Source organism: Corynebacterium sp. HMSC08A12, assembly GCF_001807485.1.
Taxonomy (GTDB): Bacteria; Actinomycetota; Actinomycetes; order Mycobacteriales; family Mycobacteriaceae; genus Corynebacterium; species Corynebacterium evansiae.
This window is the reverse complement of the sequence record NZ_KV789189.1, coordinates 24,977-46,830: the sequence shown is the minus strand read 5'-3', so window position 1 is coordinate 46,830 and position 21,854 is coordinate 24,977. Positions and strand designations below refer to the sequence as shown.

19 protein-coding genes are annotated in these 21,854 nt (G+C 63.1%); 16 read left to right on the top strand and 3 right to left on the bottom strand.

What is annotated here, in order from left to right; genetic code table 11:
- Nucleotides 1–172: 172 nt before the first annotated feature.
- The 3 genes from HMPREF3166_RS08395 to HMPREF3166_RS08385 are packed head-to-tail and all read left to right on the top strand — an operon-like array spanning nucleotide 173 to nucleotide 2,327.
- Nucleotides 173–481 carry a hypothetical protein gene (locus HMPREF3166_RS08395; RefSeq protein ID WP_070488700.1) on the top strand — a complete coding sequence of 103 codons (309 nt, stop codon included), beginning with the start codon at nucleotides 173–175 and terminating at the stop codon, nucleotides 479–481.
- Nucleotides 478–2,091, top strand: coding sequence for a hypothetical protein (locus HMPREF3166_RS08390; protein ID WP_070488697.1), 1,614 nt, complete (start codon nucleotides 478–480; stop codon nucleotides 2,089–2,091). Before HMPREF3166_RS08395 ends, HMPREF3166_RS08390 begins: the two co-directional genes overlap by 4 nt.
- Nucleotides 2,088–2,327: a hypothetical protein gene (locus tag HMPREF3166_RS08385; RefSeq protein WP_237746216.1), complete on the top strand. Its 240-nt coding sequence runs from the start codon at nucleotides 2,088–2,090 to the stop codon at nucleotides 2,325–2,327. The genes HMPREF3166_RS08390 and HMPREF3166_RS08385 overlap by 4 nt, the downstream gene beginning before the upstream one ends.
- Nucleotides 2,328–2,381: 54 nt before the next feature.
- Here HMPREF3166_RS08385 and HMPREF3166_RS08380 read toward each other — a convergent pair whose 3' ends face one another.
- The gene (locus HMPREF3166_RS08380; protein WP_035003060.1) at nucleotides 2,382–3,257 is read right to left on the bottom strand and encodes a dienelactone hydrolase family protein; all 876 of its coding nucleotides are present in this window, start codon (nucleotides 3,255–3,257) and stop codon (nucleotides 2,382–2,384) included.
- A 61-nt stretch (nucleotides 3,258–3,318) separates the two neighbouring features.
- Here HMPREF3166_RS08380 and glmS point away from each other — a divergent pair, with 61 nt between their 5' ends.
- From glmS to groL, 6 genes are all read left to right on the top strand, one after another.
- Nucleotides 3,319–5,181 (top strand): glutamine--fructose-6-phosphate transaminase (isomerizing), encoded by a 1,863-nt coding sequence (gene glmS, locus HMPREF3166_RS08375; protein WP_070488695.1) that lies wholly within the window; start codon nucleotides 3,319–3,321, stop codon nucleotides 5,179–5,181.
- Nucleotides 5,182–5,259: 78 nt separating this feature from the next.
- A complete protein-coding gene (gene alr, locus HMPREF3166_RS08370) occupies nucleotides 5,260–6,996 on the top strand; it encodes an alanine racemase (protein ID WP_246816980.1) in 1,737 nt (578 codons plus the stop codon).
- Between the two features lie 257 nt (nucleotides 6,997–7,253).
- The gene (gene tsaD, locus HMPREF3166_RS08365; RefSeq protein WP_070488691.1) at nucleotides 7,254–9,827 is read left to right on the top strand and encodes a tRNA (adenosine(37)-N6)-threonylcarbamoyltransferase complex transferase subunit TsaD; all 2,574 of its coding nucleotides are present in this window, start codon (nucleotides 7,254–7,256) and stop codon (nucleotides 9,825–9,827) included.
- 74 nt (nucleotides 9,828–9,901) lie between these two features.
- Complete coding sequence (locus tag HMPREF3166_RS08360) at nucleotides 9,902–10,330, top strand: hypothetical protein (RefSeq protein WP_035003066.1); 429 nt, start codon at nucleotides 9,902–9,904, stop codon at nucleotides 10,328–10,330.
- 177 nt (nucleotides 10,331–10,507) lie between these two features.
- Entirely contained in the window at nucleotides 10,508–10,807 is a 300-nt protein-coding gene (groES, locus tag HMPREF3166_RS08355; RefSeq protein ID WP_011274097.1) for a co-chaperone GroES, read from the top strand.
- 12 nt (nucleotides 10,808–10,819) lie between these two features.
- Nucleotides 10,820–12,439 (top strand): chaperonin GroEL, encoded by a 1,620-nt coding sequence (gene groL / locus HMPREF3166_RS08350; RefSeq protein ID WP_070488690.1) that lies wholly within the window; start codon nucleotides 10,820–10,822, stop codon nucleotides 12,437–12,439.
- Nucleotides 12,440–12,596: 157 nt separating this feature from the next.
- Here the strand turns inward: groL and HMPREF3166_RS08345 are convergent, their stop codons facing one another.
- Nucleotides 12,597–12,902, bottom strand: coding sequence for a WhiB family transcriptional regulator (locus HMPREF3166_RS08345; RefSeq protein ID WP_005291806.1), 306 nt, complete (start codon nucleotides 12,900–12,902; stop codon nucleotides 12,597–12,599).
- A 490-nt stretch (nucleotides 12,903–13,392) separates the two neighbouring features.
- On the opposite strand from HMPREF3166_RS08345, the gene HMPREF3166_RS08340 reads away from it, so the two are divergent.
- Nucleotides 13,393–13,962, top strand: coding sequence for a sigma-70 family RNA polymerase sigma factor (locus HMPREF3166_RS08340; RefSeq protein ID WP_070488688.1), 570 nt, complete (start codon nucleotides 13,393–13,395; stop codon nucleotides 13,960–13,962).
- A 45-nt stretch (nucleotides 13,963–14,007) separates the two neighbouring features.
- A complete protein-coding gene (locus HMPREF3166_RS08335; protein WP_070488686.1) occupies nucleotides 14,008–14,943 on the top strand; it encodes a hypothetical protein in 936 nt (311 codons plus the stop codon).
- On the opposite strand, the gene HMPREF3166_RS08330 is transcribed toward HMPREF3166_RS08335, so the two are convergent.
- Nucleotides 14,944–15,342 (bottom strand): DUF5319 domain-containing protein, encoded by a 399-nt coding sequence (locus HMPREF3166_RS08330; RefSeq protein WP_034985018.1) that lies wholly within the window; start codon nucleotides 15,340–15,342, stop codon nucleotides 14,944–14,946.
- Between the two features lie 270 nt (nucleotides 15,343–15,612).
- On the opposite strand from HMPREF3166_RS08330, the gene HMPREF3166_RS08325 reads away from it, so the two are divergent.
- The 5 genes from HMPREF3166_RS08325 to guaA all read left to right on the top strand — a co-directional run bounded on the left by HMPREF3166_RS08325 (nucleotide 15,613) and on the right by guaA (nucleotide 21,775).
- Nucleotides 15,613–16,773, top strand: coding sequence for an ATP-binding protein (locus HMPREF3166_RS08325; RefSeq protein WP_246816979.1), 1,161 nt, complete (start codon nucleotides 15,613–15,615; stop codon nucleotides 16,771–16,773).
- Between the two features lie 169 nt (nucleotides 16,774–16,942).
- Nucleotides 16,943–18,478, top strand: a complete 1,536-nt coding sequence (guaB, locus tag HMPREF3166_RS08320; protein WP_049049852.1) for an IMP dehydrogenase — start codon at nucleotides 16,943–16,945, stop codon at nucleotides 18,476–18,478.
- Nucleotides 18,479–18,505: 27 nt separating this feature from the next.
- Nucleotides 18,506–19,669 carry a GuaB3 family IMP dehydrogenase-related protein gene (locus tag HMPREF3166_RS08315; protein WP_035003074.1) on the top strand — a complete coding sequence of 388 codons (1,164 nt, stop codon included), beginning with the start codon at nucleotides 18,506–18,508 and terminating at the stop codon, nucleotides 19,667–19,669.
- 35 nt (nucleotides 19,670–19,704) lie between these two features.
- On the top strand, nucleotides 19,705–20,136 hold the full coding sequence (locus tag HMPREF3166_RS08310) for a membrane protein (RefSeq protein ID WP_034984932.1): 432 nt from the start codon (nucleotides 19,705–19,707) through the stop codon (nucleotides 20,134–20,136).
- Between the two features lie 49 nt (nucleotides 20,137–20,185).
- Complete coding sequence (gene guaA, locus HMPREF3166_RS08305; RefSeq protein ID WP_083293855.1) at nucleotides 20,186–21,775, top strand: glutamine-hydrolyzing GMP synthase; 1,590 nt, start codon at nucleotides 20,186–20,188, stop codon at nucleotides 21,773–21,775.
- Nucleotides 21,776–21,854: the final 79 nt, after the last annotated feature.

The following is a 21,854-nucleotide window of genomic DNA, read 5'->3' as shown; positions in this document are numbered from 1 at the left end:
GCACACTCTCACGACAGCCCCAAGACCCCCGGAAATTCCGGCGAACCTTTTTAACATCCGCGCAGTCTAACTGTGCGGATGTTTTGTTGTGCAGCGCGAAGCGCTTGTGTGAGGCGCTTGTGCGGGACATTAGTGCTGAGCGCTGCAGGGGAGTTCGAAGGGGGATGAGACCGTGGGAGAGTTACACATAGATCCAGTGCCCGCCGCCGATCGGGTGGCGGAGTTGCGCGATGCGCAGCTGAGCTGGGCGAATCATTTGGATGGCAACCGGCCGAGCGTGCCGGTGGCCGCGTTCGGCACGGGGCTGCAGGCTAAGGCGCAGCAGTTTCTGGATCTGGTTGATCAGGGGCATAACGTGCGGGTGAATTACGCCCGCCGGCTCGCCCAGGCAGGTGAAGACCTGACGGGGCTGGTGGATCGCGTGGGGCAGGCCGAGCAGGAAAACTCCGCCAGCCTGAACGCAGGGGGTGGCTGGGCATGACGGGCTCTCTGGACCTCCGGCTGAACGCTGCGCTCGCTGTGATGGCCGGCTTTGGCGCTGACGTGGAGGGGGCGAAGGCTGCGGCGTCATTTACCAACGGCATGAACCCAGAGACGATCCTTACGTCGCTTGGGCCGGCGAGCAACCAGAAACAACAGGCGCCGGAGCTGGCCGCAGAGGCGTGCGTGAAAGACAGCCTGAGGGGCACGGGCGATGCACAGCCGGGGACGGCGACGGAGAAGGCGGGGAAGGAGCAGCTGAACCACGAACACTGCGTGCAGGATCGTTGTGTGGCGGTGCGGGATACCGCTGAGATTATGGGCACGACCTCGGAGAACTCGGTGAGTCTGATCGAGGATATTGCCGAGAAGTTGGAGCTTTTCGGCATGGCTGCGATTGGCCTGATCAATGGTGGTAAGCCGTTGCTAGATCTGCTGGCGAAGCTGGCGGGGAAGCTCTCGGAGGACATTCTGCGCAGCCGCAACAATTGCCTGGATACAACCATGGATCAGCTGATCCGCGATGCGAAGCCCGCCGCCGAGCCCGGCAATTCGGACAAGCCGGTCTGTCAGGATCCCAAGCCTGCCGAGACCAAGTGCCCGGAGCCTGTAAAGGCCCCGGAAGGTGATTGCCCAGCGCCGAAGAAGGTAGTGACGCCCCCTCCGGCGGTCGAGCAACCGTGTGAGACGGGGGCTGCACAGCACCCCACTCCACAGGCGGCGGCTCAGGTGGTCACACAGACGGCTATGGCTCAGGCGCCGCAGCCGGCGCCCGCGCCTGCACCTGTGCCAGCCCCAGAGCCCGCGCCTGCACCGCCGCCTATGCCCGCGCAGTCCTTGGTGCCGCCGCCTCCGCCGCCTGCTCCACCGGCGCCTCTGGCTCCTCCGCTGGCTGGCTCTCTGCAGATCAACGTCGAGGGGGCGGTGAGGCTGTGGGAGCAGATCGTGCACTGTGCGACGGAGGCGCTGGCTCCACCGGCGGATCACTGTCCAGCTTCTGCCCCGGAGCCGGCGCCGGAACCAACGCCAGAACCTGAGCCGTGCCCGGAGCCGAAGCCGGAGCCGTGTCCGGAACCGGAACCTGAGCCGGAGCCAGCTCCACCAACCGAACAGGTTGAGCACAAGGAAGAGTGCGAGCCGGAGCCGAAACCGGAACCTAAGCCCGAGCCGGCGGAGCACTGTGAAAAGTCAGAGCAGGAGGTGGAGCAGAAGCCGGTTGGAAACCCACAGCCAGAGCCGAAGCTAGAGCCGGAACCGGAACCATCTGAGCCCTGTGAGGAGCAGAAGCCCGAGCCGAAACCGGAGCCGAAGCCGGAACCACCGCAGCAATGCGAAGAACCGAAACCTGAGCACAAGGCACCAACACCGCCGTCAAGCGATACGAAGGGCGAACCGATCACGCCCGCAGCACCCAGCCAGGAACCTGCACCGGAGCCAAATGTGGAGAATCATCCAAAGCCGCAGCCGGCGCCCTCTAAGCAGTGGACTCCGGACGTGTGGGTATCGGCAGCGGGAGCTGCATCCATTGAAATGACAGGCGCCTCTGTGGAATTGGCTGCTGCGGGGGCTGCGGCAGTGGGCGTCAATATCGAAAGGAGCGGTGAGTGGTGACCAGTAGGGAAGAACTAACAGAGCGTTACCAGCGCATCGTCGACGACTACATGGCAGAAGTAGAGGAATCGGTGCGTGAGTTCGAGGAAACCCTCAAGGAATGCACACGCCAACTCGAGGAGGCCAAGAAGGCTCAGGGGGACAAGGCAAATAAGACAGTCGGAAATGCGAGCGCAAATGTGAACGCGACCGCGAGCACTGGCGCCCGCGGAGTGCGCGGACGGATCTTCGACTAACAGGCCTAGCTTGAAGAGCTAGATTAAAGAGGTCGAACTCTTAGAATCTGAGCCCTAGAAGATCTCCGCCAGGCGCTCGTCCAGATCCACGTTCTCCGGCAGGTTCTTGTACAGCTCGTGCTGGGTGGCGGTGCGGGTCTTCTTCAGCTCGGCGTGGCTATCGCGGAAGGAGGCGTACTTCTTCTCATCCTCGGCCAGAACGAAGCCAGTCATCAGGCCGCGAGCCAGCTCTTGCTGGCTGAACTGAGGCAGGCCGGCGCCCAGAGCAAAGTTGCGGCCATACTTCTCGTGGAAGCCACTGGAGGAAGCACCCAGCAGCTCACGGTAGACAACGTCCCCGCCCCAGTGGGCGGCCATGCGCTTGGCGTTACCCATCGGGGTCTCGCCCAAACGGCCAGCCTCCAGCACCAGACCCGGAGCCTTCACATACTTCGCGGCCTCCGTCGCATCCGGGGAAGTATCCGCTGGGTACACGGCCATCACACCATTGATGGTGGGCTCAGTATCGTAGCCCTTCAGCTCGCTACGGTGGCGGCGGCCCGTCGCAGCCAGCACGGCAGCCGAAGCCCCCATGCCGTGGCCAGCCAGGTAAAGCTCGTTCGGCTGCACTGTGACGTTGCCGTTGCCCAGGCGCACACCAGCCAGGATCTGCAGCGCGGTCTCCAAGTCAGCGGCAAAACCCCGGTGGTTCGGGGAGAGGCCCTTCTCCGTATCCGGCGCCGCCACTGCGAACCCCCAGCTGGCCAGGTGGCGCAGCGTCGCGTGGTACGCATCCACGCCGACACGCCAGTCGTGCCCGAAAGCGATGCCGGGGATGCCGTTGCCTTCCGCCGGGGTGTAAACGCGCCCCGGAATACCAGCGAAGTTCAGGTCACCGACCATCACGCGGTGCGGGCCACGCTTGCCCAAACGAGTAATCAGGTTCTTCATCTTATCTGCCACAGCCCCACAGCTTACCGAAACGGACAAGCCATTGTGTATCGTCAGAGGCATGTGTGCAATTGTTGGCTACGTAGGTGACTCCGAGGCCCTCCAAATCGGGTTGGATGCGCTGGAGCGAATGGAATACCGCGGATACGATTCCGCTGGCATCGCAGTTGTCGAGCAGGGTTCCCTGCACCTCGAAAAGAAGGAAGGCAAACTGCAAAACCTCATCGACCGCATCGATGAGGTCGGTCGCGATTCCTTCCACGGCTCTACCTGTATCGGCCACACCCGCTGGGCAACCCACGGTCGCCCGAACGACGTAAACGCACACCCGCACCGTTCCTTCGACGGCAAGGCCGCCATCGTCCACAACGGCATCATCGAGAACTTCTCCACCCTGCGCGCGGAGATCGAGGCCGCCGGCATCGAGCTGGAATCCGAGACCGACTCCGAGGTTGCAGCACACCTGCTGGCGCTCGCCTACAACGAAGGCGAGACCGCGGGCGACTTCCAGGCCTCCGCACTGAAGGTTCTTTCCCGCCTGGACGGCGCGTTCACCGTTCTGTTCGTCCACGACGACCACCCGGGCACCATCGTCGCGGGTCGCCGCTCCACCCCGCTGATCGTCGGCGTGGGCGAGGGCGAAATGTTCCTCGGCTCCGACGTGGCGGCCTTCATCGACCGCACCAAGAATGCTGTGGAGCTGGGCCAGGACAACGCGGTGGTCATCACCGCCGATTCCTACGACATCTACGACTTCGACGGCAACCCGGTGGAGGGCAAGCCCTTCACCATCGACTGGGACCTGGACGCCGCGCAGAAGGACGGCTTTGATTCCTTCATGATGAAGGAAATCCACGAGCAGCCCGCCGCGGTCCGCGACACCCTAGCCGGCCACTTCGACGGCCGCCATATCGTGCTGGACGAGCAGCGCCTGTCCGACGAGGACCTGCGCGGAGTGGAAAAGGTCTTCGTCGTTGCCTGTGGCTCGGCTTACCACTCCGGCCTGCTGGCCAAGTACGCCATCGAGCACTGGGTCCGCCTGCCCGTAGAGATCGAGGTCGCCAGCGAGTTCCGCTACCGCGACCCGGTGCTGGACCAGCGCACCCTCGTCGTGGCCGTTTCCCAGTCCGGCGAGACCGCCGACACGCTGGAGGCCGTGCGCCACGCGAAGATGCAGGGCGCCCGCGTGCTGGCCGTCTGCAACACCAACGGTTCGCAGATCCCGCGCGAGTCCGATGCCGTGCTGTACACCCACGCCGGCCCCGAGATCGGCGTGGCTTCCACGAAGGCTTTCCTGGCGCAGGTCGCCGCCAACTACCTGGTGGGCCTGGCCCTGGCTCAGGCTCGTGGCACCAAGTACGCCGATGAGATCGCGGAGATCTATTACGCCCTGGAGGCGCTGCCGGAGAAGATCGAGAAGACACTCGGCCTGCGTGACCAGATCCTGCAGCTGGCCGAGGAGCTTGGCCCGGTGAAGACCATGCTGTTCCTAGGCCGCCACGTGGGCTTCCCAGTCGCTCTCGAGGGCGCGCTGAAGCTGAAGGAGTTGGCCTACATTCACGCGGAGGGCTTCGCCGCCGGCGAGCTGAAGCACGGCCCGATCGCCCTGATCGAGGACGACCTGCCCGTCGTCGTTGTCGTACCTAGCCCGAACGGCCGCCCGGTGCTGCACTCCAAGATCGTGTCCAATATCCAGGAGATCCGCGCCCGCGGTGCGAAGACCATCGTTATTGCGGAAGAGGGCGATGAGGCCGTGCGCCCGTACGCCAACTGGCTGCTGGAGATTCCGGGTACCACGTCGCTGATGCAGCCGCTGCTGTCCACGGTGCCGCTGCAGTTCCTGGCCGCCGACATCGCGCGCCAGTGCGGCAACCAGGACATCGACAAGCCACGCAACCTGGCCAAGTCCGTCACCGTCGAATAGTTCGGGGCTCTTTCTTAGTGACGCCCCCTGCCGTGCCCTTTTCCTGGAATCCCAGGAGGGGTGGCTAAGGTTATGAACATGTCGGATCGTCACCTTGCGGAACTAGTCGTTGACCTGGATGCCATCGCGCACAATGTGCGTGTGTTCCGGGAGGCGGCGGCTCCCGCCGGGGTGCTGGCCGTTGTGAAGGCCGATGCGTACAACCACGGGGTCGACGTGGTGGCGCCCGCAATGCTGGACGCGGGAGTGGAAGAGCTGGGTGTGGCCACACTGGGGGAGGCTCTGCATTTGCGCGAGATTCTTGGGGGACTGGGGGAGCGCTACGCTTCCGCGCCGATCACTGCCTGGATGTGGACACCCGATGAGGGCCTGGCGGAGGTATTCGCCGCGGATATTAACGTTGGCGTGCCCTCGCTGGCGCACGCGCGTTCCTTGGTGGATCAGGCCGAAAAGGCGCAACAGGAGGCGCAGGTCAGTGGCCCTGTGCGAGTGACTCTCATGGTGGATACCGGTCTTTCCCGCTCCGGGGTGAGCCCCGCCGAGTGGCGGGAAACTGTTGAGCTGCTGGCATCCAAGACGGAACTGGTGGAAGTCACCGGCGTGATGACCCACATGGCCAGCGCCGACGACCCCAAGTCGGCAGCGAACGACCTGCAGGCCGCCCGCTTCGCAGAAGCTATCGAGTTCTGCCGTTCCTGTGGGCTGCGGGTGTCCCGCAATCACATTGCAAACACACCGGCTACGTTGCACCGTCCTGATCTCGCCTATGAGCTGGTGCGACCGGGCGTCGGACTATACGGCATCGACCCAATCGGCGTGGGCGTTGAACTAAAGGCGGCGATGACACTGCGCGCCCGTGTGACCACGACTCGCGTCGTGCCCGAAGGCGAGGGCGTGAGCTACAGCCACACCTGGCGGGCGCAGCGCGATACCCGCACCGCCGTAGTGGCGCTCGGCTACGCTGACGGGCTGCCGCGAAGCGTGTCCGGGCAGATGCAGGTAACGATCAACGGGAAGGCATACCCGCAGATCGGACGGGTGTGCATGGACCAGATTGTCGTAGAGCTAGGGCCAGTCGACAATGCTGCTGCCAGTGCTGCCGATGGTGAAACGGACGTGAAGCCGGGCGATTGGGCGGTGATCTTCGGCGAGGGTGGCAACAGTGCAGACGAGTTCGCGGAGCTGGCGGGCACGATTAGCTACGAAGTGCTGACGATGCCGCGGGGGCCGAGGGTCAAGAAGGTATTTAAGGGTGGCCGCCCGGATTTCTCCGCCGACGGTTCCTGCGCTGCTGCGACTGCCGATGACATGCGGGCTCTCGGCGAGCAGCTGGGCAAGCAGCTGGATGCCGGGACCGTTGTGGTGCTTTCCGGTCCGCTGGGTGCGGGCAAGACGACCCTGACCCAGGGGCTGGCCGCTGGTCTGGGAGTGAAGGGGCGCGTGCAGTCGCCGACGTTCACCATCGTGCGGACTCACCGCGCCGGGCAGCGCGGGGTGGGGCTGTTGCACATGGACGCCTACCGCCTGCTGGGCGCGGACGTGGAGGAGGGCATCGAGCCGGGGCGCCACATTGACCGCAACGAGGTGCTTGACGCCCTGGAGAGCTTGGACATTGACGCGGACATTGACGACGTGGTCGTAGTGGCCGAATGGGGTCGCGGAGTGGTGGAGCCCCTAAGCGACAAGGTGCTTGACGTGCAGATCGACCGGAGTAGCGTGGGCGGCACTGTCGGTGGCGTGGAAAGCACCGCTGACCCGGCAAATCCTGAAGCTTCGGCTGCGGACGCACGCACCGTCACTTGGCGCTGGGTCTAGCTCAACTGGGAGCGGCTGGACGCTCCCTGGCAAATTCTTAGGAAAAACTGGGGAATCTCTCGGGCGGGGTTGCTTTGAGGAGCTTGGCCGTGCAATGATAGTTGACGAATCACCGTGAGGGGTGTTTCACAAGACGCTGGCATTTACGGGCCTGATCAACCCGCCAGTCGTACACCGTCCCTGAGAGGTTTACTGCGAGAGCCTCTCGGGGACTTCTTGTTTTCACCACCGCTCCCATCCGCCATAGAATAAATCCTATGATTTACGCCTTGGCCGTCGATACCTCTACCAATTATGTCACCTGCGGAATCGTCCAGATTTCCGCGAATGGTCAGGTTAGCGTGCTCGCCGAGCGCCTGGTGGATAACGTTCGCGGCCACATGGAGCTGCTCACCCCGAACATCCAGGCGTGCCTCGCCGAGGCGGAGCTTTCCCCTCGAGACCTGCACGCGGTCGTCGCCGGCACTGGCCCGGGGCCGTTTACTGGGCTGCGGGTTGGTATGGCTACCGCTGCTGCTTTTGGTGACGCCCTCTCGATCCCAGTCCACGGCATTCCCAGCGCGGCCGCCACGGCGTGGGAGCATGCCACCTCCCAGGTCGGGTCTAAAGCTTTCGGCGATTATTTGATTGTCTCCGATGCCCGCCGCCGCGAGTTCTACCACTCGCGTATGAGTTTCTTTCCCGGGTTGGCAGGGCGGCTGTGCTCTGAGGTGCAAGTTCCGGCTTCCGTTCACGCGCCAGATGTGGTGCGGGATATCCAGCAGGAAATCGACCGCTGGCCGTTGCGGGTGCTTAGCGCTTCCGCGGTCGCAGAACAGGCGGAAGAGCTTTTTGGCTCCCAAGAGGGCTGCCAGATCGAAAGCGTGGATGCCCATCCCACGCCTCGGGGATTAGTTCTTGCAGCGCTGGAGTTTCTCGGTTCGGTTCCGGGGTTGTTGGCCGATGCGCCCGCACTCCGCGCGCTCTACTTGCGTCGGCCCGATGCGAAGGAGCCGAAGGCGAAGGCAATTTCGAAGGCGCTGGACTTTTCTCGCGTGCAGGAGCTGGGCGCCCAGGTCTCTGCGGCAGGCGCCGATAGCGATGTTGTGGAGGAAGGTCCGCATGCAGGCTCCCAGTCCGCTCGCGTGCGCCTGCTCACCACCGCCGACGCGCCCGCCTGCGCGGAGATCGAGCAGATCCTCTTCCCCGAGGATTCCCCTTGGTCCGCGGAAGCCTTTGCCAGTGAGATCGCCGCGCCGCACACCCACTGCCTTGCTTTGGAGGTCGCTCCCGGGGCAGCTGCAGACTCCTTCGATGGCCCCAGCGAGCCCCAGCTGATCGGCTACGCCATCCTGGCCGTCGGCGGCCCGGCGAACGACCCGGAGGCGGAGATCCACACCATCGGCATCATTCCCGAATGGCAGGGGAAGAGCCTATCCAAGCTTCTCATGGACCCGCTGGTCGCCGTCGCCGACCGCCTGCGCGCCCCCATCTTCCTCGAGGTTCGCACCGACAACCGCCCCGCCGTGGGGCTGTACGAGCGCTACGGCTTCGCCATCGAAGGCACCCGCCGCGCCTACTACCAACCCTCGGGTGCCGATGCCTTCACCATGGTGCGCCCCGGTTTTGTTTCTGACGCCACCCCGGCCCCAGATACCGAGACTTCAAACCGGCCTACCTACATCATGGGCATCGAAAGCTCCTGTGACGAGACCGGCGTGGGCATCGTCGCCAGCACGGCAACTGCTGGCGAAGGTAAAGCTGGCGGTGACGGTGCTGCAGCCGGTGGCGAAGCAGAAGCTGCCGACGGCGCTGCGCAGTTGGAGATCGTGGCGAACAAGGTGGCCTCCTCCATGGAGCAGCACGCCCGCTTCGGAGGCGTGGTCCCGGAGATCGCCTCCCGCGCCCACCTGGAGGCCATGCAGCCGACGATGCGCGCCGCCCTGGCAGAAGCGCGCGAGAATGTCTCCGATTTCCGCATTCCAGACGTTGTGGCCGCCACCGTTGGACCCGGCCTGGCCGGAGCCCTACTGGTCGGCGCTGCTGCCGCGAAGGCTTACGCCCTGGCGTGGGAGGTGCCCTTCTATGGCGTGAACCACCTGGGTGGGCACGTGGCCGTTGGGACCCTCGACGAGGGGACTGGCAAGGGGGCGGCGGGAGGCGCCACCGAGGAGGCTGGCGCCGACGGTGACCTCAGCAATGCCATCGCGCTGCTGGTCAGCGGCGGGCACACGCAGATTTTGCACGTCACAGGCGTGGGTGCCCCGATGGAAGAACTCGGCAGCACCCTGGACGATGCCGCGGGCGAAGCCTATGACAAGGTCGCGCGCTTGCTGGGTCTGGGCTACCCAGGCGGTCCGGTGATCGACCGACTGGCTGCGCAAGGTGACCCCAAGGCCATCGCCTTCCCGCGTGGCATGATGCGCCAGCAGGATTCGCGCTACGACTTCTCCTTCTCCGGGTTGAAGACCGCCGTCGCCCGCTACGTGGAGAATGCGGAAAAAGAGGGTGCGAGCCTGCCCATTGAAGACGTGTGTGCTTCCTTCCAAGAGGCAGTGGTGGACGTGCTCGTCACTAAGGCGCTGCGCGCCTGCGAAGATAAGGGCGCCCGCGTGATGCTGCTTGGCGGAGGTGTTTCCGCGAATAGGCGCCTGCGGGAAGTGGCGGCCGAAAGGTGCGGAGAAGTGGGCGTCGAACTAAAAATCCCACAGGCAAAGCTCTGCACCGACAACGGCGTAATGATGGCGGCACTCGCAGCGCGCCTCGTTGCGGCGGGGGAGGAGCCGAGCGGGTTGGCGACGCCTACCGATCCCTCGCTGGACGTGGAAGAGCCTGTCCTGCGCAATTGCTAGTTTGCTGGCAAGATGTTCTGTGACTGTCTAAAAACTCACAACTCTTTCATCACACAACAAGCTAGGAGCTTAATATGCCACGCAGCATGCTGGTAACGCCGGATCTGCAGACGAAGGAAATGGACATTGATCTGTCGGAGGCCGCCGACGTTCTGGGCGGTAGCGAGCAGGATCGCCTGCACGTGGTTTTCGTGGAGAGTGGCCTGACCGTCGCCGCGATTTACTCCTCCGACGCACGTAAGGCGGAGAACCCGGAGCCGAACCCGCTGGCTTCCATGGGGCGCAAGGAGCAGGAGACCGGCGACTCCAGCTTCATCTCTGACCCGGCTCGCGCGATCCTCGGCCCCGTGCTGTTCGTCGGCGACGAGGGAGCAGGGCTGACTGACGAGGACATCGAGTCGATCCACAATGGCATCCGCGCAGTTGAGAACTACAAGGAAGACAACGCCAAGGATTACGAGCTGTGGTACAACGCGGTGGTTAACCTGACCAAGGGGGTCTAGCTCCGGGGATCTAGCACCGGGGTTGGTTGAGCGTTAGCACTTGCGAGGGTAGAGTGCCAGATAGGTTGTTTGACTCACAGTTGTTCACCCGCGACGACGGCTGTATCTGGAAAACCAACCGGCACAACAGTTCACAAGAGTGAAACCTACAGCTCGAATACACGGAGGTATTCAATCGTGGCTAACGTCAACATCAAGCCCCTTGAGGACCGCGTCCTCGTCCAGATCGTCGAGGCGGAGACCACTACCGCATCCGGTCTAGTCATCCCGGACTCCGCTAAGGAGAAGCCGCAGGAGGCCACCGTCATCGCTGTCGGCCCCGGCCGCTGGGCAGATGACGACGACCGCATCCCGATGGATGTGAAGGAGGGGGACACCGTCGTCTTCTCCAAGTACGGCGGCACCGAGCTGAAGTACAACGGCGAAGAGTACCTGCTGCTGACCCAGCGCGACATCCTCGCTGTCATCGAAAAGTAAGCGGGTAGCTGCATGTCAAAACTCATCGCATTTGATCAAGAGGCCCGCGAGGGCCTGCAGAAGGGCGTAGACGCCCTGGCGGACGCGGTGAAGGTGACCCTAGGCCCGCGCGGCCGCAACGTCGTGCTGGACAAGGCCTTCGGTGGCCCGACCGTAACCAACGATGGCGTGACCATTGCGCGCGACATCGACCTGGAGGATCCCTTCGAGAACCTGGGTGCCCAGCTGGTTAAGTCCGTTGCCATCAAGACCAACGACATCGCCGGCGACGGCACCACCACCGCTACGCTGCTGGCACAGGCTTTGATCAACGAGGGTCTGCGCACCGTGGCAGCCGGCGCCAACCCGATCGCCGTGAACCGCGGAATCGCCCAGGGCACCGAGCGCGTTGTGGAACTGCTGCGCGAGCTGGCGCAGCCAGTTGCGGACAACGCCGCCATCGCCAACGTCGCCACCGTTTCTTCCCGCGACGAAAAGATCGGCGCCATGGTTGCCGATGCTTTCGACAAGGTGGGCAAGGACGGCGTGGTGACCGTCGAAGAGTCCCAGTCCATCGAGGACGAATCGATCGTCACCGAGGGTGTTTCCTTCGACAAGGGCTACCTGTCTCCGTACTTCGTTACGGACCAGGAGACCGGCCACGCAGAGCTGGAAAACCCGCTGATCCTGCTGGTGCGCGAGAAGATCTCCTCCCTGCCGGACTTCCTGCCGGTGCTGGAGAAGGTTGCCAACTCCGGTAAGCCGCTGCTGATCGTCGCCGAGGACATCGAGGGCGAGCCGCTGCAGATGCTGGTGCTGAACGCCATCCGCAAGTCGCTGAAGGTCGCGGCCGTGAAGTCTCCGTACTTCGGCGACCGTCGCTCTGCGTTCATGGACGACCTGGCTATCGTCACCGGCGGTACCGTCATCGACAGCGAGCTGGGCCACAAGCTCTCCGAGACCACTCTGGAGCAGCTGGGTTCTGCCCGTCGCGTGAACATCACCAAGGAAGAGACCGTGCTGGTCGACGGTGCTGGTTCCGCTGAGGCCGTCGAGGAGCGCCGCAACCAGATCCGCAACGACATCGAGCGCACCGATTCCTCCTGGGACAAGGAGAAGTTCGAGGAGCGTCTGGCGAAGCTGTCCGGTGGCGTGGCCGTCATCCGCGCCGGTGGTGCTACCGAGACCGAGGTCAACGAGCGCAAGTTGCGCATCGAGGATGCGATCAACGCTGCACGTGCCGCCAGCCAGGAAGGTGTAATCGCCGGTGGCGGCTCCGTGCTGGTGCAGATCGCCGCTGAGATCGAGGAGCTGTCCCGCCAGGCAGAAGGTGACGAGGCCATCGGCCTGCGTTCCCTGGCTCGCGCTCTGCGTCGCCCGGCATACTGGATCGCCGACAACGCCGGCCTGGACGGCGCCGTTGTGGTCTCCAAGATCGCCGAGCAGCCCAACGGCTCGGGCTTCAACGCCGCCACCCTGGAGTACGGCAACCTGCTGGAGCAGGGCATCATCGACCCGGTGAAGGTAACCCACTCCGCTGTGGTTAACGCCACCTCCGTCGCCCGCATGGTGCTGACGACCGAGACTGCCGTGGTGGACAAGCCGGCCGCTCCGGCGCCCCAGGCAGGAGCACACGCTGGCCACGCCCACTAGTGGGATAGCCGCCGTAGCCCGCTGCTAGGCAGTAATAAAAGGGAGAGGGATTATCCCTCTCCCTTTCTTTTGTGGTCGCTGCATCGTGTGGGATGAGCGGGCCTGCCTTGGTGGGGCTTTATGTGCCCAGCCAGCGGCTAGGAGGTAATGCGGCCCGCTAGGAGGCTACGCGGCGGTTGCGGTTGCGAGAAGTGGGGCGCAGGATAGCGTCGCGCTCGGACTCGCTGAGGCCGCCCCAGATGCCGTAGGGCTCGCCCACGCTGAGTGCGTGGTTGCGGCACTGCTCAATCACCGGGCACTCGCGGCAGATGGCCTTGGCACGGTGCTCGCGCATAGCGCGGGCACGGCCACGCTCGCCATCCGGGTGGAAGAAGACAGAAGAATCAGCCCCGCGGCATGCGCCATGGAGTTGCCATTCCCAAGTCGAAGAAGCAGGTCCCGGAAGCTGGCTGGGCTGTGGCATTAGGTGGTTACTCCTCGTGAAAAGTCAGATGCTCACTTGTAGTGACGTCTGAGAGGTTCCAATCCTTAAATGAACTCTAAGTAAAGAACGAGTGCCTTTTGGGTATCCAAAACCTGTTCCGACATACCTATTTCGCATAGCGGTAGCCGCCTACCTGCGGGAATGCGGCTAGTTGAACAATGGATTAACTTGTTTCTACGCCACGCCCAGATTCCCCCAAAGGGGGTTAAAAAATTCGCTGCTTAATGTCATCTTCCCGCGATCTTGCTGGGGGATTGCCAAATAAGGCTGCCAGGAAGGTTGAGGTTAGCTGAAAAACCAGAGCAAAAATGGGAACATGTTTCAGGTTTGTTCCATTGCATCCGTGTGAGGAGAAATCGAACAGTCCCCTTTTTAGTCGATCTGGGGCTGTCGGCGCGGTGTGATAGTTTCAATCCACATTGATAAAGACGTTGATAAAGACGTTCGAGCATTTGACGGAGTAGAGGCGATGGCTGCAGACCAGGAAACCGACGAGGAGATTCGAGATCTCCTCCCGGCGGCCATTGATCAAGACCGTCGCGCAGTTAATCGTCTTATTCAGCTAATCCACCCAAAGGTGGTTCTCTTTTGTCGCGGCAAGCTGAGCATGAACGGTTACCCCACGCCCGATGACGTTGCACAGGATGTCTGCATTGCGGTTGCCAAGGCTCTACCCGGGTATGAGGATCGTGGGGCACCGTTTATGGCCTTCGTCTACCAGGTGGCGCGAAACAAGATTACTGACGCCTACCGTTTCCAACAGCGGGACGTATCCGATCCAACGGAGGAATTGCCGGAGGAAGAGAGTTTCCAGGATTCACCTGAAGAGGTGTACTTAAGCCAAGATTCATGTAACGATTTGGCTAGGAAGCTCGATATTCTTAGTGAGAAATCGCGAGAAATCCTTCTTCTTCGAGTTATTCACGGCTACTCCGCAGAGGAGACCGCGGAGATCGTGGGCTCGAAACCAACGGCCGTTCGAGTTGCCCAGCACCGGGCGGTTATGAAGCTAAAGAAGCACGGAATTATTCAACAGTAGGCAGCTACCTTCGGGTAGTTCAGGAAAGAAAAGAGCTCAAGAGCCATGGCGCAGAATGACGGCTTCCGGGAGGGCGAGGAGAACTTCGCCTCCATCCTGGATGTAGATCGCATCCTTGATGCGATCGGCCGCGGCGAGGCGATTCCGGAAACGGAAAATTTTGACTCCAACGACCCTGTTTTTGCGGACCTGGTTGCGCGCCGTGAGGAGCTCTACCGGGATATTCCGCCCGCGCCGGACGTAAGCTTCCTGTTTACGGAAGACGGTGGCGAAGAATCTGAAGCTGAAGCGGCTGAGGCAGCTGAGGGTGCCAACAACAGTTCGCGTCTGCTGCGTACCAGCGCCAAGGCGGCCGCTGCCGGAGGTATTTCTCTGACCAGCATGCTGATCGCCGGCGGAGTGGCCGCCGCTATCGCTGTGGGAGGTCTGGGATACGCGGCCTACTCCAGCTCGCAGGGTGCGCACGTGAAGCGCGATACCGTGGCTGAGAAGGAAGCCGTCGAGGTAGAGGGCTCCAACAGCCTTGCCGAGAGTTCCGCTGGCGGGCAAGGTGGCGTCCTCAGTGAAGAGAGCGTCGCAGACGAGCAGAGCCGCGGCGAACAGGGCGACCGTAAGCCCAAGGGCGAGCAGCGCCAGGAGGAAAAGAGCAAGCCGAGCAAGGCTGCCACGAAGAGCTCCAAGGCTCCTGAGGCGCCGGCTGGGGAGGCGATCCCAACGACCACCATCCTGCTCGGTGGAACGGAAACCCCTGGAGGGGCGGAAGCCCCTGGGCAGCTGGGGCCGGCGATGCCGATGGGTGCCCCGGCACCGACGAACCCCACTGATACGACGTCGAAAACGACGACTTCGAAGACCCAGAAGCCAAGCGAGCCTGCGTCGCCCCGTCAGGATCGACCTACCCCGACCACGGGCGGGCCACGTAACCCGGAGTCGCTGCCGGTGCTCACCGACTACAACGCCCCGCGCGCGGAAGGTAGCTAACTACTTCCCCCAGAGGAACGGCGGGCGCAGACCGTGGAACGCGAAGTCGATCGCGTCCGCGTATCCCAGGCAATAATCCCAGGTCACATAATCATTCGGGTTTGGCTGCGCTGACGGCTCGTGCACCGGCACAAGCTCGTTGTTCAACATCGTGCGAATATTCGACTCGATGATGTCCCAGTCGTAGAAGTGACTGTCCTCGCAATCCTCACACAGCATGGTGATCCCGCGTACCCCGCGCGGCTCCAACAGCTTGCGGAAATCACGGACATTCTGCAGATCCTCCCGCAGAGCCTGAACCTCATCGGGAGACAACGGCGGAACGGCCTCATCAAACTCGTCGGGATCCAGGAACGACGCAGGGTCGTTCGGATCATCGGCGAAAGGGTCCGGCGGCATCTGATCGTGGTTAAAGCTCACACCAACACCGTACCCTGTGGCCGGTTATGCAAGGCAAGAGCATCACCTCACCGCAAACTGGTGAATGAAACGCGCCTAAACTGGGGAATGAAAGTCGCTCAAACTGGTGAATGAATTGCTGATAAAGTGGGGAATGAAACGGTGGTAAACTGATGGATCAAGTGAAAGCGGCTGGTGAGGATGGCTGTGGAATATCTTCCTAGAGTTGAAGATCAACGGCTGCAGAGTGCCTTAGAGCGTGCCGGTGGAGTGCTCATCGAAGGGCCGAAAGGTTGCGGAAAGTCCGCGACGGCACGCCAGGTGGCGGGCAGCCTCGTGCAGGTGGATACGGACCTTAATCTAGAGACGCAGCTCAACACCATGCCAGACCTGGCGCTCAGCGGCGCCACTCCCCGCGTTTTCGACGAATGGCAGGAGGAGCCCCGACTATGGAACCTAGTGCGGCATGAGATTGACCGGCGCCAGGCACCGGGGCAATTCATCCTTACGGGCTCAACTGCGCCGGGGGAGGAGAAGTCCCGCCACTCCGGGGCAGGAAGAATAGCCCGGTTGCGAATGCACACCTTCAGCTTCTACGAGTCTGGCCATTCCAACGGTGCTGTGTCCCTTTCGAAGCTGGTGGAAGAAGGCGAACTGACGCACAACAGTGAAACTGTGTTGGATATCCGAGGAGTCATCGACCGTATGGCCCACGGAGGTTGGCCTGGAAACCGACATTTTCCTACAGCTGCGGCTCAGGAAAACCTGCGTAGCTACGCAGAGACCGTGGCGCACGTAGACATTAATGTCACCGACGGCAAACGTCGGGACCCCGTGAAGGTTCAGGCGCTCCTGCGCTCCCTGGCGCGAGGGGTGGCGACAGAGCAGTCCATTAGCGCGATCGCTACTGATATTGATATTGATCGAGCAACTACCAGGGAGTACCTCACCACGCTACAGCGGATTTTCATTGCCGAGGAGCAGCGTGCCTGGTCTTCTCATCTGCGCTCGCGTGCCAGCCTCCGCAAGGTGCCGAAACGGCACCTCGCGGATCCTGCGCTGGCTGCAGCTGTGCTGGAGGCATCTCCGGAAAAGCTACTGCAGAACCTTGAATACGCGGGCCAGATGTTTGAATCCCAGGTGGTACACGATCTGCGTGTGCTCACAGGGCGGCAGATCTTCCACGCCCGTGATGCATCCGGGCTAGAGGTAGACGCGGTCTTTGAATTAGCAGGCAGAACGGTGCTTGTGGAGGTTAAGTTGGGGCAGAGTTCCCAAGTGCTGGATAGAGCTGCACAAAACCTCCAAGCCTTCGCCGATAGATTTGCCTGGGACACTCCTCCGCTGTTGCTGATCGTTACGGGAGGGAACTTGAGCGTTCGGCTTCCCAGTGGCGCATTCGTCACCTCGCTGACCCACCTGGCGCCGTAGTACGCGCCCCGCCGCTACCTAACCCCGGCACACAAAAACGCGCTGCAAAGGGTTATTCTGTAGTACATCGGCGAAAAGACGGCGAGAACTCCCAGGCACCCAAGCCCTGGTAAGGAAGCGCCGCAGAATTTTCTAGAGGAAGGTCGGGCAACCTGTGACGAACCCAGAGATGAACGCGAAGATTTACCCAGTTTCCACCGGCGGCGACGACCCCAACAAGGTTGCACTGGTTGGACTTACTTTCGATGACGTCCTGCTGCTGCCCGCCGCTTCCGAGGTGATCCCCTCCGGCGTGGACACCTCCACGAAGTTCACTCGCAACATTGACCTGAACATCCCGGTGGCCTCCGCCGCCATGGATACCGTCACCGAGGCCCGCATGGCCGTCGCCATGGCCCGTCACGGCGGCATCGGCGTGCTGCACCGCAACCTGTCCATCGAGGACCAGGCACAGCAGGTGGAGATCGTCAAGCGCTCCGAAGCTGGCATGATCACCGACCCGGTTACCGCCTCCCCGGACATGACCATCCAGGAAGTAGATGATCTGTGCGCCCGCTACCGCATCTCCGGACTGCCGGTCGTGGATGACGAGGGCGTGTTGGTCGGCATCCTCACCAACCGCGACATGCGCTTCGAAAGCGACTTCAGCCGCAAGGTCTCCGAGGCCATGACCCCCATGCCGCTGGTTGTCGCCCAGGAAGGCGTGTCCGCCGAAGCTGCCCTGAGCCTGCTTTCCGAGAACAAGGTAGAGAAGCTGCCGATCGTCGACGGTGCTGGCAAGCTGACCGGCCTGATCACCGTCAAGGACTTCGCCAAGCGTGAGCAGTACCCGCTGGCTGCCAAGGACTCCTCCGGTCGCCTGCTGGCCGCTGCCGGTATTGGCACTGGCGAGGACGCCTGGACCCGCGCGGGCAACCTGGTGGATGCCGGCGTGGACGTGCTGATCGTCGACACCGCCCACGCTCACAACCGCGGCGTGCTGGACATGGTCTCCCGCGTGAAGAAGGAGTTCGGCGACCGTGTGGACGTCGTGGGCGGCAACCTCGCTACCCGCGAGGCAGCGCAGGCCATGATCGAGGCCGGTGCGGATGCCATCAAGGTCGGCATCGGCCCGGGCTCCATCTGCACCACCCGCGTCGTCGCGGGCGTTGGTGCCCCGCAGATCACCGCCATCATGGAGGCAGCCGTCCCGGCCAAGAAGGCGGGCGTGCCGATCATCGCCGACGGAGGTATGCAGTTCTCCGGCGACATCGCCAAGGCACTGGCGGCTGGGGCGTCCACAGTAATGCTGGGCTCCATGCTCGCCGGATCGGCCGAGACCCCCGGTGAGATCGTGACCATCAGCGGCAAGCAGTACAAGCGCTACCGCGGCATGGGCTCCATGGGCGCCATGCAGGGCCGTGGCCTGACCGGCGAGAAGCGCTCCTACTCCAAGGACCGCTACTTCCAGGCCGACGTGCAGTCCGAGGAGAAGCTGGTGCCGGAAGGCATCGAGGGTCGTGTGCCGTTCCGCGGCTCCATCGGCTCGATCCTGCACCAGCAGGTCGGTGGCCTGCGCGCTGCCATGGGCTACACCGGCGCAGCGACGATCCCCGAGCTGCACAACGCACGCTTCGTGCGCATCACTGGCGCGGGCCTGCGCGAATCGCACCCTCACGATGTGCAGGGCATCATGGAAGCGCCGAACTACAACCCGAACCGCTAAAGCACGCCTTTAAGGAGCAATCCAGCCATGCAGGAATACGTTGACATCGGACGTGGGCGCGCTGCCCGTCGGGTGTACGGCCTGAACCAAATCGACATCGTGCCGTCCCGACGCACCCGCAGCTCGCACGATGTGGATACGTCGTGGAAGATCGACGCTTATTCCTTCGACATCCCGGTGATGACGCACCCGACCGACTCGATCGTCACGCCCGAGTTCGCCATCGAGTTTGGGCAGCTGGGCGGCCTTCCGGTGATCAATGCCGAAGGCCTCTGGGGTCGCGTCGATGACTTGGACGCAGCCCTGCGCGGGGTTGTTGAAGCTGCTCGCAAGGCTGAATCCGCGCTATTCGAGGAGGATGACGCCGCCTCGGACTCAGAGATCTTCGGCGCCAACGCGGAGCTGCAGCGCCTCCACTCCCTGGACCTGAACGTGGACCTGCTGCAGGAGCGGCTGAACCAGGTGCGGGAATCCGGTGTGCGCTTCGCCGTTCGTGTGTCCCCGCAGAACGCCCGCGAGCTCGCGCCGGCGCTGATCAAGTCCGGCATGGACCTGCTGGTGGTTCAGGGCACCCTGGTCTCCGCGGAACACGTGCACCGCGACGGCGAGCCGCTGAACCTGAAGGAGTTCATCGGCAGCTTGGACATTCCGGTGATCGCCGGTGGCGTGGTGGACTACACCACCGCCATGCACCTGATGCGCACCGGCGCGGCGGGTGTGATCATCGGCTCTGGCCACACCACCAACAACGATTCACTGGGCATCGACGTGCCAATGGCCACCGCCATCGCCGATGCGGCCGCTGCGCGCCGCGACTACCTGGACGAAACGGGCGGCCGCTACGTCCACATCATCGCCGACTCCTCGCTGCGTAATTCCGGTGACGTAGCTAAGGCCATCGCCTGTGGCGCGGATGCCGTATCTCTGGGGCTTCCCTTGGCCACCGCTGCTTCCGCAGGTGCTCCGAACTGGTACTGGCCGTCCACGGCGGGCCACCCGAAGCTGCCGCGCGGCCTGGTGGAAGAGGTAGGCCTGGGCGACGAGCCGCTGCCGTTGAAGGAGCTGCTGTTCGGCCCAACTGCCAACCCGGTTGGTGGAGAGAACATCATTGGCGCCCTGCGCCGCTCGATGGCTAAGTGTGGATACACGGACATCAAGAGCTTCCAGAAGGTCGACCTAGTCGTTCGTTAGTCGTCCGTTAATACAGAAAGACACAACTGATCTGAATGAAGATTTCCCAGTGGTGGCAGCGCACAACTGACCGGTTGCCGATGCAGCTAGCGGTGCTTTCGTGGGCGTCAATAGTAATCGGCGTGGTGGGAATCATCGCCACGATCGTGCTCTACCTCGGCTACCAGCCGCAGCACGGCGACGAAACTGTGAAGATGAACGTCGGCGCGACCGGCGTGATGGTGGGGCTGTACTTCTTCGCGTTTGCGCTGTTCGGGACGATGATTATCCAGGGGCGCACGTGGGGTGTGTCGGGCTTGGTGCTGACGCACATCACTCTGGTGCTGATCACGATTACGGTGATCCAGGCGGGCGTGTTCTGGCTGGCTATGATCCTCGGCGTGGTGGCGGTGGTATCGCTGGCTCTGATTTTCTCCCCGCAGTCGATGGACTGGTACAAGCAGCGCTTCACGGACGGTCGCGGCTAGCTAGCGACCGGTGTGCCCCGTGGCGCGCAGGTGCGTTAGAGTTAGGGGCGTGACTCAACAAGACCCAGCTACCGCCGCTCCACGGCCCGTACTTGTCGTGGATTTCGGTGCGCAATACGCACAGCTCATTGCCCGCCGGGTGCGCGAGGTGAACCTGTACTCCGAGGTCATCCCGCACACCATGCCCGCCGACGAGGTTGCCGCGAAGAACCCTGCGGCCCTGATCTTGTCCGGTGGACCTTCTTCTGTTTATGCAGATGACGCCCCCTCGCTCCAGCCGGGACTGCTGGAGCTGGGGGTGCCGGTATTTGGCATCTGCTACGGCTTCCAAGCAATGACCCAGGCCATGGGTGGCACCGTGGCGAAGACCGGCCTGCGCGAGTACGGCCGCACCGAGCTGCAGATCCAGCCGGAGGCTGGCGTGCTGCACGGGGGCATGGGGGAGAGCCAGCAGGTGTGGATGAGCCACGGTGACTCCGTCTCTGAGGCGCCGGAGGGCTTCACCGTGACCGCCCGCACCGAGGGTGCGCCGGTGGCTGCTTTCGAGTGCCTGGAGAAGCGCATGGCGGGCGTGCAGTACCACCCCGAGGTGCTGCACTCCCCGAAGGGCCAGGAGGTGCTGCGCCGCTTCCTGCTGGAAACTGCTGGACTGGAGCCGACCTGGACTGCTGGCAACATTGCCGAGCAGCTGATCGAGCAGGTGCGCGAGCAGATCGGCGACGAAGGACGCGCTATCTGCGGCCTGTCCGGTGGCGTGGATTCCGCCGTGGCGGCCGCGCTGGTGCAGCGTGCGATTGGTGACCGTCTGACCTGTGTGTTCGTCGACCACGGTCTGCTGCGCGCCGGTGAGCGCGAGCAGGTGGAGAAGGACTTTGTGGCCGCCACTGGCGCGAAGCTGGTGACGGTGGACGAGCGCGAGGCGTTCCTGCAGAAGCTGGCCGGCGTGACCGAGCCGGAGGCTAAGCGTAAGGCCATCGGTGCGGAGTTTATCCGCTCCTTCGAGCGTGCCGTGGCGGGCGTGCTGGCCGATGCTCCGGAGGGGTCCAGCGTGGACTTCCTGGTGCAGGGCACCCTGTACCCGGATGTCGTTGAATCCGGCGGCGGCACCGGCACCGCGAATATCAAGAGCCACCACAACGTCGGCGGCCTGCCGGACGACGTGGAGTTTGAGCTGGTGGAGCCGCTGCGCCTGCTGTTCAAGGACGAGGTGCGCGCCGTGGGTCGCGAGCTGGGACTGCCGGAGGAAATCGTGGCACGCCAGCCGTTCCCGGGGCCGGGCCTGGGCATCCGCATCATCGGCGAGGTGACGGAGGATCGCCTGGAGACTCTGCGTGCCGCTGACGCGATCGCCCGCGCTGAGCTCACCGCCGCTGGCCTGGACGACGTGATCTGGCAGTGCCCAGTGGTTCTGCTGGCAGACGTGCGATCCGTGGGTGTGCAGGGCGATGGCCGCACCTATGGCCACCCGATCGTGCTGCGCCCGGTATCCAGTGAGGACGCGATGACGGCCGACTGGACCCGCATTCCTTTCGACGTGTTGGAGAAGATCTCCACGCGCATCACCAATGAGGTGGAGGAAGTAAACCGCGTGGTGCTGGACGTCACCAGCAAGCCGCCGGGAACCATCGAGTGGGAGTAAGGGCGGCTTTTCGTCCGACTTAGAAATTTTTTAGAGGAAACTTCCGAAATACTGATTTCGCTTCCCTAACTAGGTTATG